This window comes from Halosolutus amylolyticus (assembly GCF_023566055.1).
GTDB classification, from domain to species: Archaea; Halobacteriota; Halobacteria; order Halobacteriales; family Natrialbaceae; genus Halosolutus; species Halosolutus amylolyticus.
In genome coordinates this window covers 355,120-370,014 of the sequence record NZ_JALIQP010000004.1, presented here as the reverse complement: position 1 = coordinate 370,014, position 14,895 = coordinate 355,120, and the positions used below count along the sequence as shown (strand labels likewise).

Annotated in this window: 15 protein-coding genes, 1 tRNA gene and 1 pseudogene; 5 read left to right on the top strand and 12 right to left on the bottom strand. The window is 62.6% G+C overall.

What is annotated here, in order from left to right; genetic code table 11:
* Positions 1-72: 72 nt before the first annotated feature.
* On the bottom strand, positions 73-618 hold the full coding sequence (locus MUN73_RS17140; protein ID WP_250141730.1) for an acyltransferase: 546 nt from the start codon (positions 616-618) through the stop codon (positions 73-75).
* A 109-nt stretch (positions 619-727) separates the two neighbouring features.
* Positions 728-1,549: an Nmad3 family putative nucleotide modification protein gene (locus MUN73_RS17135; RefSeq protein WP_250141729.1), complete on the bottom strand. Its 822-nt coding sequence runs from the start codon at positions 1,547-1,549 to the stop codon at positions 728-730.
* A gap of 282 nt (positions 1,550-1,831) precedes the next feature.
* Between MUN73_RS17135 and MUN73_RS17130 the strand changes: the two genes are divergently transcribed.
* The 4 genes from MUN73_RS17130 (at position 1,832) to MUN73_RS17115 (ending at position 7,299) form a co-directional block, all read left to right on the top strand.
* On the top strand, positions 1,832-1,993 hold the full coding sequence (locus MUN73_RS17130) for a hypothetical protein (protein ID WP_250141728.1): 162 nt from the start codon (positions 1,832-1,834) through the stop codon (positions 1,991-1,993).
* Positions 1,994-2,514: 521 nt separating this feature from the next.
* The gene (locus tag MUN73_RS17125) at positions 2,515-4,092 is read left to right on the top strand and encodes a cryptochrome/photolyase family protein (protein WP_250141727.1); all 1,578 of its coding nucleotides are present in this window, start codon (positions 2,515-2,517) and stop codon (positions 4,090-4,092) included.
* 274 nt (positions 4,093-4,366) lie between these two features.
* Positions 4,367-5,518 carry a DUF1214 domain-containing protein gene (locus MUN73_RS17120; protein ID WP_250141726.1) on the top strand — a complete coding sequence of 384 codons (1,152 nt, stop codon included), beginning with the start codon at positions 4,367-4,369 and terminating at the stop codon, positions 5,516-5,518.
* 101 nt (positions 5,519-5,619) lie between these two features.
* A complete protein-coding gene (locus tag MUN73_RS17115) occupies positions 5,620-7,299 on the top strand; it encodes a SulP family inorganic anion transporter (protein WP_250141725.1) in 1,680 nt (559 codons plus the stop codon).
* A gap of 93 nt (positions 7,300-7,392) precedes the next feature.
* Here MUN73_RS17115 and MUN73_RS17110 read toward each other — a convergent pair whose 3' ends face one another.
* Complete coding sequence (locus MUN73_RS17110; RefSeq protein ID WP_250141724.1) at positions 7,393-7,566, bottom strand: hypothetical protein; 174 nt, start codon at positions 7,564-7,566, stop codon at positions 7,393-7,395.
* A gap of 168 nt (positions 7,567-7,734) precedes the next feature.
* On the opposite strand from MUN73_RS17110, the gene MUN73_RS22790 reads away from it, so the two are divergent.
* A complete protein-coding gene (locus MUN73_RS22790) occupies positions 7,735-8,064 on the top strand; it encodes a bacteriophage holin (protein ID WP_382182014.1) in 330 nt (109 codons plus the stop codon).
* A gap of 144 nt (positions 8,065-8,208) precedes the next feature.
* On the opposite strand, the gene MUN73_RS17105 is transcribed toward MUN73_RS22790, so the two are convergent.
* From MUN73_RS17105 to MUN73_RS17065, 9 genes and pseudogenes are all read right to left on the bottom strand, one after another.
* Entirely contained in the window at positions 8,209-8,376 is a 168-nt protein-coding gene (locus MUN73_RS17105; RefSeq protein WP_250141723.1) for a hypothetical protein, read from the bottom strand.
* Complete coding sequence (locus MUN73_RS17100; protein WP_250141722.1) at positions 8,373-8,900, bottom strand: DUF488 family protein, N3 subclade; 528 nt, start codon at positions 8,898-8,900, stop codon at positions 8,373-8,375. Before MUN73_RS17100 ends, MUN73_RS17105 begins: the two co-directional genes overlap by 4 nt.
* Positions 8,901-9,195: 295 nt before the next feature.
* A pseudogene (locus tag MUN73_RS17095) lies at positions 9,196-9,719 on the bottom strand (PD-(D/E)XK family putative nuclease).
* 605 nt (positions 9,720-10,324) lie between these two features.
* Positions 10,325-10,564, bottom strand: coding sequence for a DUF7563 family protein (locus MUN73_RS17090; RefSeq protein WP_250141721.1), 240 nt, complete (start codon positions 10,562-10,564; stop codon positions 10,325-10,327).
* Positions 10,565-10,673: 109 nt separating this feature from the next.
* Positions 10,674-10,744 (bottom strand) — tRNA-Pro (locus MUN73_RS17085).
* A 164-nt stretch (positions 10,745-10,908) separates the two neighbouring features.
* Positions 10,909-12,276 carry a branched-chain amino acid ABC transporter permease gene (locus MUN73_RS17080; RefSeq protein WP_250141720.1) on the bottom strand — a complete coding sequence of 456 codons (1,368 nt, stop codon included), beginning with the start codon at positions 12,274-12,276 and terminating at the stop codon, positions 10,909-10,911.
* On the bottom strand, positions 12,266-13,306 hold the full coding sequence (locus MUN73_RS17075; RefSeq protein ID WP_250141719.1) for a branched-chain amino acid ABC transporter permease: 1,041 nt from the start codon (positions 13,304-13,306) through the stop codon (positions 12,266-12,268). Before MUN73_RS17075 ends, MUN73_RS17080 begins: the two co-directional genes overlap by 11 nt.
* A gap of 70 nt (positions 13,307-13,376) precedes the next feature.
* Positions 13,377-14,075: an ABC transporter ATP-binding protein gene (locus tag MUN73_RS17070; protein WP_250141718.1), complete on the bottom strand. Its 699-nt coding sequence runs from the start codon at positions 14,073-14,075 to the stop codon at positions 13,377-13,379.
* Positions 14,072-14,890 carry an ABC transporter ATP-binding protein gene (locus MUN73_RS17065; RefSeq protein ID WP_250141717.1) on the bottom strand — a complete coding sequence of 273 codons (819 nt, stop codon included), beginning with the start codon at positions 14,888-14,890 and terminating at the stop codon, positions 14,072-14,074. The genes MUN73_RS17070 and MUN73_RS17065 overlap by 4 nt, the downstream gene beginning before the upstream one ends.
* Positions 14,891-14,895: the final 5 nt, after the last annotated feature.

Sequence of the window (14,895 nt, the reverse complement as noted above, 5' to 3'; positions counted from 1 at the left end):
AGAAAATCATAATTGTTCTGAATCGACGCCTGCCGATCGAATCGGCGGACCGGGACGGGTCCGCGACCGGCGTCACGCCGCGGCGTCGGACTCTGGATCGCCGTCGCCGATCGCGTCGCTGTTCATCGGGCGGGCCGGAACCCCCCCGACCGTCTCCCCGGGGGCGACGTCCTGGGTCACCAGCGAGTTCGCCGCGACGCTCGCACCCTCGCCGATCACGACGCCCGGGAGGACGATCGCGCCGGCCCCGATCATGGCCCGTTCGCCGACGACCACCTCGCCGGTCCGGTACTCGTCCTGGAGGAACTCGTGGCAGAGGATCGTCGCGTCGTACCCGACGATCGCCTCGCGTTCGACGGTGATCAGATCGGGCCAGAAGACGTCCGGCGTCGCCTCGAGCCCCCAGGAGACCCCCGGGCCGACCGTGACGCCGATCCGGCGCAGGAGCCAGCGTTTCAGCCGCAGACTCGGGGAAATCCGGACGAGCCAGACGATCACGTAGTTGATCGCGACCCGCAGCGGATGCCGCGCACGCGTCCACTCTGCGAGGGAGTTTCCGGCACCAGGCGTCGGATGGGACGTGACGCGATCGTGCCGGCGGGTCCGTTCGTCCGTCACTGATAGGTGGTTCGTCCCATCTCCTTATCAATTCGATCGATCCGGCATCGCGGCGTGACCCGTGTCGAGAAGACGGACTGTTCGTCGGGCGGAGGGACGACACCCCGACTTACGCGGAGGTCGAGGGCGAATCGAGGTCGGGACTCGCCCGTCCGCCGGGAAGACCGATCAGGTCCCGGAACGCGGCACCGGACAGTTCACACCGGTAGGCGGGCTTGTACATCATGTTCCGGCCGCCGGCCGCGACCGCGAACGCCGACGCGATTTCGTCCCGGAGGTAGTACTGGGGGCGCTCGTTGCCCGCTTTCACGTAATAGTCGCTGAGCCTGATGGGGTGGCGCTCGAACAGGCCGCCCGGTTCGCGGCCGTCGACGATGACGATCGGTTTGTCGAGGTAGAGGTCGCCCTCGTCGGCCCGTTTCGCGTGCGCGTTCTCGGGGTGGGCGTCGAGGAGTCGGCGGCGCTCGGCGGCCGGAGCGTCCGGTCGGATCACCGTCACGTCGGCGACGGTCATGTAGCCGACGAGGTACCGGTGGGCCCGATCGCCGTCCGGTCGTCGCAGGCCGGCGTAGAAGCCGACGGCGTCGCCGGGTTCGAGGGCCGAGAGGCGCGAGACGTAGCCACTCGTCCGGTGTTCGCCGTAGGTCAGCGCCTCGAAATTGGGGTCGTGGTGCAGGGGCCAGTCGGCCAGCGCCGCGCCGCTGACGGTCGCGGCCTCGCCGCGGACTGGCTGTGGCTCGATCCGGGTCGTCAGGTCGGCGGCCGTTCCGTCGCGGCCCCGTAGCTCCCACGACCCGAGGGTCTCTGATTCGGTCGTCCGCCGGGTCTTCTCCGGGATCGGCACGTACTCGAAGCGCCCATCGTCGTACAGCGGCCCCAGCGCACCGAGGTTGGTGCTATCCGCGCCGACACCCGCGAGGACGACCGTCATGGCAGGCCGTCCGATCGGTGGGACGAAAAAGGCCCCGATCGACGATTCCGACCCGCCGATCGATCCCGCACTGTCGGGGACGTCGGTCGATCGTCGCCGCGGGTCGGGCTACGTGCTTGCCACCACGCCGATCGGACCGTCCTCGTCCATGGCCACGACACGCGGTGCGGTCGGGATCGTCGCTTCGGGGTCAGATCTGGGACGGGGCTCACCGACCCCGTCTCGAAAGATCGGATAAGCGGAATCGGGTTATATAAAAGGAGTCCACGAGAACGCGATCGTATGGAGACACTGCTGCACACCGGTGCCGAACACCCCGACTTGCTCTGGATCGTCGTCTCGGCCGTAATTGCTTTCGTCTTCGGGACGGGGATCGGAGCGTACCTGCTCAAACCACGGCTCCGATCCGAGACGGACCCCGATACCGGGACGACGGAGCGGTAACAGCCTGCTCCTGTCCCGATCGGTCGTGAAAGACGGATCACACTCTTCTGGCAGTGGTGCGCTCGTACCCGTCCAGAGCTATCTCGGCCGGGCGATCGATCCGTAGCCTCGACGCGATCGTCACGCGGACCGTCCCGAATAGACTGTTCGTCAGGTGGCGAGATACCGAAATCGAGAAGCGGCTTTTCGGCAGTCTTAGAGGGTATGTGAGTCCTTCTGTTGACTGAAACAACTGTTACGTAGAAGTGCGTATCTAACACTGGCACTTCTATCAGCTACCGGTGATGTTGGCAGAGCCGTGCTGAATACAGAGCGCGAATGCAGCACGAGCTGATGTTTATGATCGCTCAATACAGGTACAGATAGTCGATCGAGAATTCAGAGATAGTCATCCATCTACCACTATCATCGCGCCATGAAATTCTTCTTGAGTATCGTCACTGGATTATATGGAAGGGTGGAGTGCGAACGTGTGAGTGGGTCGCAACTGCTGCGGTGGGCCACTCAGAGAGGCCTGAGCCATGAGCAACGAGCCACCCCAGACGACGCCAGAATCGGACGCCGAACCGCTGCGAGCAACCCGCCGAAACGCACTTCGTGGGGCTGGTCTCGCCGGAATGCTCGCGATGGGCGGCGCCAGCGCCCGCCAAAACTCCGGTGTACGACTCCACTGGTACCGCCGCGACCTGCGTGTGACCGACAACCCGGCGCTGGCGGGCGACGGCCGCCTACTCCCGGTGTTCGTCCACGATCCCACGATACTCACTTACGGCGCGCCGCCCGTGGTGGCGTTCCTGCTCGATGCGCTCGATTCATTGCGCGAGCAGTACCGCGAGCGCGGCGGCGAACTGCTCCTCGCTCGCGGCGACCCAAGGGCGGTGCTTCCCGAGCTCGCCACGGCCTGCGACGCCGATGCGGTTACCTGGAACCGCGACTACTCCGGCCTGGCGGGCGAACGCGACCGTGCGGTCGCGGCGGCACTCGCCGACGCCGGCATCAGCGTCGACGTCGAACGGTTCGGCGGCACTCTCCTCCACGAACCAGAGACCATCACGACGGACGACGGGAGCCACCACTCCGTCTTCTCGAATTTCTGGCAGGAGTGGCGCACCCAGGAGAAGGCCGCCCCCGTCGCCGCGCCGGTTCGTGGTGACGTTGTCGACCCCCGCGACAGCCTCGACGAGGAGCGGCTCGGCGAGGCCTCCGGTGTCGCCGGCCCGCTCCCGTCACTCGCCGAGCTGGGCTTCGACGATCCCGAAGCCGACGTGCAACCAGCGGGCACCGACGTCGCCCACGACCTACTCGCCGACTTCCGCGAGGACACGATCTACCGCTACGGGGACGACCGCGAATACCCCGCCCGGGAGTCGACCTCGCGCCTTTCGCCGCACCTGAAGTTCGGGACAGTCGGCGTCCGGACGGTCTGGGAAGCCACTGAGGACGCGGCGGCCGCCGCCAGCGACGGGGACGCCCGGGAGTCGGTCGAGGCGTTTCGGCGACGGCTCGCCTGGCGGGAATTCTACGCGCACATCCTCGACGCGCGTCCCGACGTAGTTACCGAGAATTACCGCGAGTACCCGAACGAAATCCAGTGGCGCGATGATCCTGAGGGGCTCCGGGCGTGGAAGGACGGCGAGACGGGATATCCGCTCGTCGACGCCGGGATGCGACAGTTGCGCGCCGACGCGTGGGTTCACAATCGCGTCCGGATAGTGACCGCCTCGTTCCTCACGAAGGACCTGCTGATCGACTGGCGCGAGGGGTACGACTGGTACCGTCGAAAGCTTGCGGACCACGACACCGCCCACGCCGCCGGCGGCTGGCAGTGGGCTGCCTCGACGGGAGCGAACGCCCAGCCGGATTTCCGCATCCTTGACCCCACGACCCAGGCCGAGAAGTACGACCCGGACGGCGAGTACGTCAGGGAACACGTCCCCGAACTCCGGGACGCACCGACCGACGCCATCCACGAGTGGCCCACGCTGGATGACGAGACACGCGCCGCCATTGCGCCCGACTACCCCGCTCCCATCGTCGAGCTCGGCGAGTACCGCGATCGCGCAATCGCGGCGTTCGAAGCCGCGCGCGGCGACGGTTGACGGGGCACCCGAGAAACGGCTCCGTCGAGCGAGAGGCCACGGTGTGTCTGGTTTTCGTGGGGCAGAGATACCAAACCGACGAAACTCCAACGTTAGTCCGAATATAACAGGTACAGATAGTTGATCAGGAATTCAGAGATAGTCATCCCTCTGCTATGATCATCGTGTCATGAAATTATTCTCTGGTATCGTCACTGTATTATATGGGCTGCTGGAGTGCGAGCGTGTGAGTCGGTCGCACTACTGCTGTGGGCCACTCAGAGAGACACGAGTCATGGGCAAAGAACCAAACCACACGACGCCAGAATCGAACTTCGAACTGCTGCGAGCAACGCGCCGAAGCGCACTTCGCGGGGTGGGCCTTGCCGGAATGCTCGCGCTGGGTGGTGGCAGCGCTACTGCCAGTCAACATTCATCGGAGGCGAACACTCACGAGGCTGGAAGCGAGACGTCAGCGGATGACGAGCCAATCCCAGTGACGTGGGAGAACTTCCTACGCGTCCAAGCGGATGACTACTTTGGATCACATGTCGAAATTGGTGGGTTCGGCGAGTTCAAGCACTACCGAGATATTCCTCCCATAGAGGAGCAGGTCAACCAACCCAAGGCACCAAACCATGAGGTGCTTTACTCGTGGGGAATATTCGACCTAACCGAGCCGGTTACCATCACGAAACCGGACACCGGTGACCGATACCAGTCGATAGTTCTCACCAACCAAGATCAGTACGTGAAAGGGGTTCTCTCCGATCCTGGCGAGTACACGTTGACGCAGGATGAGATCGGAACGCGGTACGTCAGTGCCCTCATGCGCACGTTTATCGACCTGAACGATCCGGACGATGTGAACGAAGTTCATAGACTACAAGACGAAACGACGGTACGTCAACAATCGTCGGGAACGTTCGAGATTCCCAACTGGGATCAAGAATCGTTCGAAGAAATCGAGGAGGCGCTCATCACGGTCGGAGAGACGATGGACGATTTAGGAGGCGTCTATGGCGACGTCGACGAGGTCGACCCCGTCAAGCATTACATCGGCTCCGCGGCGTTCGGGGTGGGTGGACTCCCTGAGTGGGAGTCGTTACTTGTGATGCGGTATCCCGAACAGAACGACGGCGAAACGCCGTACACACTCACCGTCGACGAGCCGGACACCGTCCCCGTCGACGCGTTCTGGTCGGTCACCGTCTACAGCAGCGACTGGTTGCTCGAGGAGAACGAGTACGACGCGTACTCGGTTAACAACGTGACCGCAGAGCGGGACGATGACGGGAGTGTCACAGTACACCTCGGCGGTGATCCCGATCAACCGAACTTCCTCTACACCCCGGAGGGATGGCGCTATATCGTCCGACTCTACCGACCACGTGAGGAGGTTCTCAATGGGAGCTATCAGTTCCCCGAGGCCGAGCCACTCGAGTGAAATTACGAACAACGAGAGTTACCAAAACCAAAAGGTGAGTTTTAGTGTCAAAAGAGCATCTAAAAGAACGAATTAGCCGACGGTTTTCGTCTACGCTCCCGGTGCTGGAGTGGTTTCCGCAGTACGACAGGTCCTGGCTCCGTCTGGACATCGTTGCTGGAATCACCGTTGCAGCGTCAGTCATTCCGGAGGGGTTGGCGTACGCATCGCTTGCAAACTTGCCACCGGAGACTGGCTTGTACGCCGGGTTGATGGCCGCTATCGCGTACCTTTTTCTTGGCACCTCTCAGCAGGTCATCGTGGGACCGACCTCGGCGCTGGCGATCCTGCTCGCGAGTGGTGTTGGAGCAGTCGCTGGCGGAAACAGCGCCACATACGCGTCACTTGTCATAATTACGACAATCCTCGTCGGTGTCTTCGCAGTTATCGCGTGGGCGTTTCGGTTGGGGTTTCTCGTCCACTTTATCTCGGGGTCGGTTCTCACGGGGTTTTCCGCCGGGGCGGCGTTGTACATCATGTCGACTCAACTTAACAAGCTATTCGGCATTGAGAGCAGCGCGTCGGGTGCTTTCTTCGGGGAAACGTTCTTTGGACGGATATGGTACACAGGAACCCATCTCGCTGAGACAAACCCTGAGACATTGGCCGTTGGTGTTGCTGGCATCGTGTTGCTCGTCCTCGGAGAACAGTACTTGCCGCGTGCCCCGAATGCACTCCTCGTCGTCGTTCTCTCGATCGTGCTTATGTCGGTCACGAATCTGCAGGCCCGCGGTGTCGAGATCGTTGGATCAATTCCGAGCGGTCTCCCATCGCTAACGGTTCCGTCGATTCCCAGTATCTCGACGCTGGGTACCCTCGTCCCTGTCGCCGCTTCGTTGTTCCTTCTCTCGTACGTCGAAGGCATCGGCGCAGTCGAGACGTTTGCCAGACGACACGACTACCGAACCGATGCGAATCAGGAACTGTTGGCCGACGGCGTCGCCAACCTCGCCGCTGGCTTCGGTGGCGGATTCGTCGTCGGGGGAAGTATGTCTCGATCGGCGCTCAACGACGCTGTCGGCGGCAAAACGCAACTCACGAACGCCGTGATCGCTCTCGTTCTCGTCGTCGTCCTGCTCTTTCTCACCGGCGTATTCGCGAATCTCCCAGAAACGATTCTCGCAGCGATCGTTATCGTCGCCGTTACGGGCCTTATCGATACGAACGCACTCCGCCAACTGTACCACGTGAGCAAGAGTGAGTTTGCCATCGCGATGTCGGCCTTGCTCGGAGTACTTACGGTTGGGATGCTCTGGGGCGTCTTCGTCGGCGTCGTCCTCTCGTTGCTGATCGCGATTTCTCGGGTTAGCCGTCCGTTGACACACGAAATCGGTCGAATCGACGGGGCGGACAATTTCGTCGCTCTCGACTTGTATCCGGCGGCAACGACTATCACGGACGTGTTCGTCTACCGCGTCGAAGCTGAACTGTTCTACGCGAACGCAGATACGGTTCAAACCGATCTTCTCGAACGGCTCACAACACGCGACTCCACTATCGAATTGGTCGTCTTCGACCTCACATCGTCGTCAACGGTCGACTTCGGGGCCGCACAAATGTTGGAGAAACTCGAGCAAAAACTCGATTCACGCGGAATCGACCTCCGTTTTGCGGGGGCGGAGTCCGAGGTTGTGCAGATGTTCGAAACGACGGGACTCGCGGCGAACGCTGGCGGCGTGAAACCCGAGGAACCAATTGGCGACGTCATCGACCGCTGGAGAACGGAGCGCTCGTCCTCATAGACGGATCTGTTTTCATATAGGGTTTCTCGAACCTCACTGAACCGACCGAAAGAATGACGGCTCGCATCCGAAGTGTCCGGTTTGGTGTTTTGGTTAGTCCTTCACGGCTGTTTCAGAAGTCTCACGTGTTGAACCTTTGGATGATTCGGGATGGTCGGTTCGTTCGTCGTCTCCCGATATCTGCCGTGGCAAGAACGTCGATGCGACGAACAAGAGCAACACGAACAGTACGAGGAGGAGCAGTGCCGCCCACTGGGCGTCGACCATCGCGGCCTCGAAGATGGTCCCGTGTCGGGGTTATCGTTCACCGGTCCGCACTGTCGTGGTGACAGTAATTTACGTGATAGTGTCGTCATGGTATTATATACTGGGTTGCCGTGTGCTGGTATGGGCCGATCGAAATAGTCCCGCTATCCCCGCTCGAGAGGTGTTAGTATGAGTAACTGGAAAGGAACCACGAGGGAGAAATCGGATTCTGAGGCGATGCAAGCATCGCACCAAACAGCGATTTCGGAATCATCTCAATTAGCGCCGAATGCACTCGGATTGGCGTGTGGAATATTCTGGGCTGGTGCAGTGGCAAGTATTGGGACAACTGCTCGAGTGGGATGGGGAAAACGATGGGAAGAGCTACTCGCAGACATGTATCGTGGCTTCAGTGAGACCTGGTCGGGGCTCGTAATTGGTGCTATCTGGGCGTTCTTGGATGGGTATTCCAGCGGATACATCGTCGCTTCGTTGTACAATCGCTTTCTCCAGGATTGATGACTCGGATTTAGGTCCCGGTGTCCTTCTCATAGAGTACAGACGGCGGGTATCGGGCTGGCGCCGCTGTGAGAGATACATCCTCTGTATTCAGCAGCCCCATCTGTCAATTTCTAAGGAGCTAGCAGTGCAACCCCCCGGCGATCACATCTCTCCTTTCGTCTGAACAGCGACCTCGGTGCTCAGTTCGAGGTAGCCCTCGAACGGCGGCCCCAGCATCACCGACGAGAGCGCGTCGTAGGGCCCGCGGTCCCAGTCGGGCCACTTCCAGCGGCCCTCGATTTCGTGCGGTGTGGACGCGACCTGGATCATCGCGCACCCTCACCAGTCGCGAAGTCCGCAAGCGTTGGGCCGCTCTCGTCAGGGTCCGCGCTCTTGTTCCCGTCGTCGATCAGGATAGTCGACGGGTCCGGGTGATGGACGATCTCGATGTCCTCCAGGTCGGCGACGATCGCGTTCGAGAGCAGTCGCCGGTGGCACCAGCGGGCATCCTTCTCCCAACAGACCAGCCAGACGTCACGCCCGCGAGCGCGATCGGTTAACTCCTCGAGGACGATCTGGGGGCCGTCCCGATCGAGGTACTCCAGATATCGTCGCTCAAAGTCGACGGAATTCCACGTGATCGCCGCGGCGTTGGGTTCGTCGTTCTCCTCGGCGGCGGCCTCGACGGTCTTGTACGCATTGAGAAGATCATCTGGCGGCGCGACTGCCGGGATGTACCGATCGGTGATCCGCTCGACGAAACCCTTCGGATAGCGGACAACCCCGAAAACTGCATCCTGATCGAACGACTCGTAGCTTGGAAGCCGCCCGAAGTACGTCGTGTGGACCGTCATCGCCGATCACCGTCCGCGTGACCAGCACCGGTCTGTGGTGTGGGGGAGCCAGCCACACCTAGGTGGGTAGGGACGACGGCTATGTCTCGAGAGACCACCGATAGATCCATGAAAAACGGAGACACACTGGACCGGACCGTTCTCGTCTGCCAGAACTGCGCGTCCGTGTACGCAGCGAGAGTCTGGCCCGACGGAACGCCCCGGCCGATCGGGGTGGGGCCCGACTGTCCGTGTGGTAACACCGACTTTCGTGAGTACGTGTAAATAGCGGTGTCCGGACCGTGACCGTCCACCCTCATCGACGATCACCCACCGTAACCGCGGGATCGACACCGCTCGTGATCGATTACGTGCGTCCACGCGAGTTTCGCAACCTCCTCTTCGGAACGCGAACCGCCGACGTCGTACCAGCGGCCGGCCAGGAGTTCGTCGACGATCGTTGCAGTGTACGATCGCACGCGCGACCTGCGGGAGTCCAGGTCGCGGTAAGTAGACCACGAGCAGGTACATCCCAGCGGCCTCGAGCAGTTGCTCGTGTGCGGCCTGCTTGACGTAGAACCGACCGTGAGTCGATCGATTCCCGTTGCTCGTCTCGATCTGGCACCATTTGATTTCCACTGGAACTCCGGGCTCGACGATGACGATTCCGTAGAACGGCAGCGATCGTTGCGGCTCGAGGAGCGTCGACGTCCGCGCGTCGTGCCAAGTAGCCGTCCGGTCACCGACGTACTCGAGTTCGGCGACCACTTTGACGATCTTAACCTCGATCGCGTCGCCGCTGGCCTTCGGACTATCGAGTTCCGACGTCCGCGAACTCATAGCGGACCCTCCCGCGCGTCGCGGACGTCGCGCGTACAGTCAGCACACAGTCGGCGAAGCGCGTCGACGCGATCGCCGCAACGATCGCACTCGTCGGATTCGACGAGTCGGCTCATCGGGGAACCCCCTCGCTTCGTGTAGAGTTCTCAGAATATGAAGACGAATATTCATTTTCCGCGTGTAGTGACCGGACAGTATCGCAAGGTCGTTCATTATTTTGGATACCTATACGAGTAGGGATTAGAATTAATCCGGGCTCAACGCTAGACCGGGCGCCAATGAACGCTTGTTGCCCGGAGTGCGATGAAGGACTGGGGGAATTACTCGAAAAATACGTTGCTGATGGGATAGCAACGGCGGGCTTCCGTTGTGCTAGCTGTGGACACGAATGGTCGCTCCCGCTGTAAGCAGAAAACGGAATTCCGGACGGTATTTTCTTGCTCCATTCGGTACCGCCGATAGAGCAACCGCCATCAGTTCGAATCTCTCGCTCTCGATTCTCGATCGCCTGCTGAATTTGCTCGTCGGTTGCCTGATGGGCCGGATGGGCTATGGGCGTCCGCGAGTCGACATCGTACAGCCGATTCGCCGGCACGAACAACCCGTCACGCATCGGCCTCACCTCCGTGGCGGCCGGGACTCGTCTCCGGATCCGGGACCGCGACGTCGACGCCGGCGGCAGAACCGCGGCTCAGTCGCGCGTAGGAGTCGCACTCGCCACAGCGGTGGGCACGATCGCGATCGTCGCCGAAGACCCGGCGGAATCGATCGGTGACGTGTGCTCCGCAGTGACGACACATCGGTCGATCGCCAGAAGACCACGGCGCGGCCGTCACGCCGACCACCTCTGCGAAGTGTATCGACCATGTGGTAATATACCGAAACCGAGAATTGGATTTTCGGCCGTCTCGAGGGCACGAGATGCTAAGAGTTGAACACTTAGATAATTTCGAGTGGGACCGCCGAGAATTGAACTCGGGTCCTACGGACCCCATCCGCAGAGGATACCACTACCCCACGGTCCCGCACGTGAACCGATGGTCGTCTCCCGTTTAAGCGTGTCGTTTCGAGACTGGGCTTCGGGGTGGTCGACCGAACGGCCGGACCCGCTCGCGACGAGCGTCATCGGGTCGGTACAGGGCCGTGACCGATCGGGCGAGAGAACGCGGGTCGCAAAAGAGAGAACGGCTTACCGGCGGTACCGATCGAGCACGGCAGGGAGCCGTTTGCCGACTGGACCGCCGACCCGGTTGCGGACGGAGCCGAGCAGGCCGTCGGGGACGAAGAGGACGAACAGCACGAAGATGATCCCCAGGTACAGCGGCGCGCGGCCGGTGAGCACCGTTCCGAAGAAGTCGGAGAGCGTCATGCCGGCGACCTCGGTGGTGAGGACGTCCTGGGGGAGCAACTGTTCGAGATAGGTCGCGATCCCGTCGTTTTCGGTCGTGAGGATGTCCTCGAGCCACTCGTGAAACAGCGCGCCGTACAGCGGCCCGGCGAGCGTCCCGATTCCGCCGATGATCGCCATGATCAGCGCGTCCGCCGTGACGAGGAAGTAGAAGGAGTTGTCCGGCGACGCGCCGCGCGCATAGGCGGCGAACACCGCCCCGGCGATGCCGGCGAAGAACCCGCTGGCCGAGAACGCGGCCATCTTGTACCAGAAGACGTCGTAGCCGATCGCTCTCGCCCGTTCCTCGTTCTCCCGGATCGCGACCATCACCGCCCCGAACGGGGAGTGAAGGATTCGCTGCATCGCAAAGTAACAGACGAGGACGACGACGCCGAGGGCGTAGTATGACGTCATCGTCGCCGAGACGTCGACGCCCATCCCGAGGACGTTCTCGAAGCTATCCCCGGCCAGACGGCCGACGGCGACGTTGAGCGAGTCGACGTACGGGACGCCGATCGAGAGTCCGTCGACGCGGGAGATCGTCGCCCCCTCCGAGGGGTTGGCACCGACGTACTCCCAGTGCCGGACGAACTCGTAGATCACCTGGGCGAACCCGAGAGTGATCATCGCGAAGTAGACGCCGCTGAGCCGGAACGACACGGCACCGATCGCGAGTGCGACGACGAACGCCAGGACGGCGGCCAGAAGGAGAAGCACCATGAACGGCGTGTCCGCGGGCACCCCTGGTACCTTGCCGTTCGCCGCGAGGACGACGACGTAGGCACCGGTCCCGTAGAACGCGGCGTGGCCGAACGAGAGGTAACCGGTGTAACCGCTGACGAAGTCGAAGCTCATGGCGAACAGGCCCATGTAGAGGACGACGATCATGGCCGTCAGCCCCGGCAGGAACGACGACGCCTCGGTCGCCAGCGGCGTCCGATCGAGGACGCCGAGGACGACCGGATACAGCGCGAAGGCGGCGACGACCAGCAGGTGCGCGGCGTGATCGCGAGTGTACGCCGCGAGCCAGTTCTCGTCGCTGGAATCCGTGGGTGCCGTCGATCCGGCGTCGATCGAGTCGTCTTCGTCCGCCGGCGACTCGAGCGCGGAGTCGGCGCCGCCATCCGGGACCCGGTCGCGATCGGGATCAGTGGGACTAATGGCCACCCACCTCCTCGACGCCGTAGAGTCCCTGAGGGCGGAGTATCAGCATGAGGACCAGCAGGCCGAATATCGTGAGCGCCGGCAACCCGGTGAACGTCACGATCCCCGTCGAGAACAACCAGGTCGTGAACGAATCGGTGATCCCCACCAGGAGCGACGCGGCGACGGTCCCCTCGAACGAGCCGAGGCCGCCGATGATCACCACGACGAACGCGTACAGCAACACGTCGATGGCGAGCAACGCGCTCGGCCCCCAGAGCGGGTCCCACATGAGGAACACGCCGCCGATTCCGGCGAGACCCGTTCCGAGTCCGAACACGATCGTAAACGCGCGGCGCACGTCGATCCCGAGCGCTTCGACCATCTCCGGGTCCTCGCTGCCGGCCCGGATGTAGAGCCCGTACAGCGTCCTGTTGAGGAACAGCCAGACGCCGGCGACGGCGAGCACCCCGAGGACGATCTCGAACGCGTAGAGGCCGCGGATCGGCGCCCCCAGGACGTCGTACCGATCGGTAAACAGCGCCGGTGCCGTGGCCATCGCCGCGGACCACGGCGGATCCGGCTGGATCCCCCGGGCGAGCACGACGATCCGCGTCACCTCCTCCAGAATCAGCGCGATCCCGAACGTGAGGAGGATCTGGTACATCGGCGTCCGATCGTAGATCGGTCGGATGAGTGAGTACTCGATCGTGCTCCCGAACGCGGTGAGCACGGCGAATACCGCGACGACGGCCACGAAGAAGAACGCAATTCTCGCGACCGTCCCCGTCCCGTCGGAGACGGCGAGCACCATGAGGAGTCCACCGACGTAGGCCCCGAGCATCGCCATCGCCCCGTGGGAGAAGTTGAGCACGCCCATCAATCCGAAGACGAGCGTCAGCCCGACGGCGAGAACGAAGTACACCGCGGCTTTGCCGAGTCCCTCGACGAGGATCCGGGCGAGCGTATCGGGCTGGAACAGCCGACTGAGTGCGTCGACTACCAGCGGAAGGTCGGTCGCCAGCGGCAGCCCGGTCGCCAGTTCGATCGTCATCGACCCATCACCCCGCCGAGAGCCGTGTTCGTCGCGTCGGTTCGATCGGCAAGACGTGGACTGGACCAGTTCATGCGCTCAGATACCTCCGTATCCGTTCGTCGTCGGCTGTGACGCCCGCGGTCGATCCCGACTCGACCACCGTTCCGTGGTCGATGAGGTAGAACCTGTCCGCGAGGTCCATGGCGAGCGGGAAGTTCTGCTCGACGAGGATCATCGTCGTTTCTTCGGAGGCCGTCTCGAGGGCGTCGACGACCTGGTCGACGATCATCGGGGCGAGCCCCTCGCTCGGTTCGTCGACCAGCAGGAGGTCGTTCCTGCCGACCATGCCGCGTGCGATCGCCAGCATCTGCTGTTGGCCGCCGCTCAAGTTCCTGGCTTCGTTCTCCCGGAACTCCTCTAGCGCCGGAAACAGCGAGTAGACGTAGTCGCGCTGGGCCTCGAAGTCACCGTCGGACGGAACCGCCACCCGGATGTTCTCCTCGACGGTGAGGTAGCCGAACATCCGCCGTTCCTCAGGGACCCAGCCGATGCCGTCGGCGGCGACCTCGTGCGTGTGCTTGCCGGTGATGTCCTCGCCCCGGTACCGAACCGTCCCCTCGCGGGGCGGGTTGAGCTGGAGAATCGATCGCAGCGTCGTCGTCTTGCCGACCCCGTTGCGGCCGATGAGCGCGACGATTTCGTTCTCCTCGACGTCGAGGGTCACCCCCTGGAGGACGTGACTCTCCCCGTAGTAGGCGTGGACGTCCTCGAGTTCGAGGAAGCTCATCCGGTCGCCACCCCCGGTTCGCTATCGTCGGATGCCGTTTCGTTCCGATCGTCGCCCTCGTAGCCGCCGAGGTAGGCCCGCTGGACCCGCTCACTGTCGCGAATCGCCGCAGGTTCGCCGTCGGCGATTAGCGATCCGTTGTCGAGGACGACGACCCGATCACTGATGTCCATCACGATGTCCATGTTGTGTTCGATCAGCATGATCGAGTGGTCCGCCGCGATGTTCTCGATGAGGTCGGTGAGACGGCCGATGTCCTCGCTGGAGACGCCTGCGGTCGGTTCGTCCAGCAAGAGTAGATCCGGATCGCCGGCGAGTGCGATCCCGATCTCGAGGCTCCGCTTTTCCCCGTGACTGAGGTTCTGGGCCTCGACGTCGGCGTCATCGGCGAGGCCGATCCGTTCCAGGATCGTGCGTGCCTCCTCGAAGTGGTCGTCGAAGCTGTTGACGTTCCGCCAGAACCGCCACGAATCGGATCCGCGGTGTGCCTGGGCCGCGATCCTGACGTTCTCGAGGACCGAGAGCGTCGGGAAGATATTCGTAATCTGGTACGATCGATGCAGTCCCAGGCGCGCGGTCGTTGCCGGGTCCGCCGTCGTGATGTCGGCGACTCCCTCCGCGTTGGTGGAGTCGAACTCGATCGTGCCGCTCGTGGGTTCGAGTTCGCCCGTGATCAGGTTGAAGAACGTGGTCTTGCCCGCACCGTTCGGGCCGATCACGGAGCAGAGTTCGCCCTCCTCGAGCGTGAACTCGACCCCGTCGACAGCGGTGATGCCACCGAAGGATTTCGTCAGTCCGGACGTCGAAAGCAACATCGGTA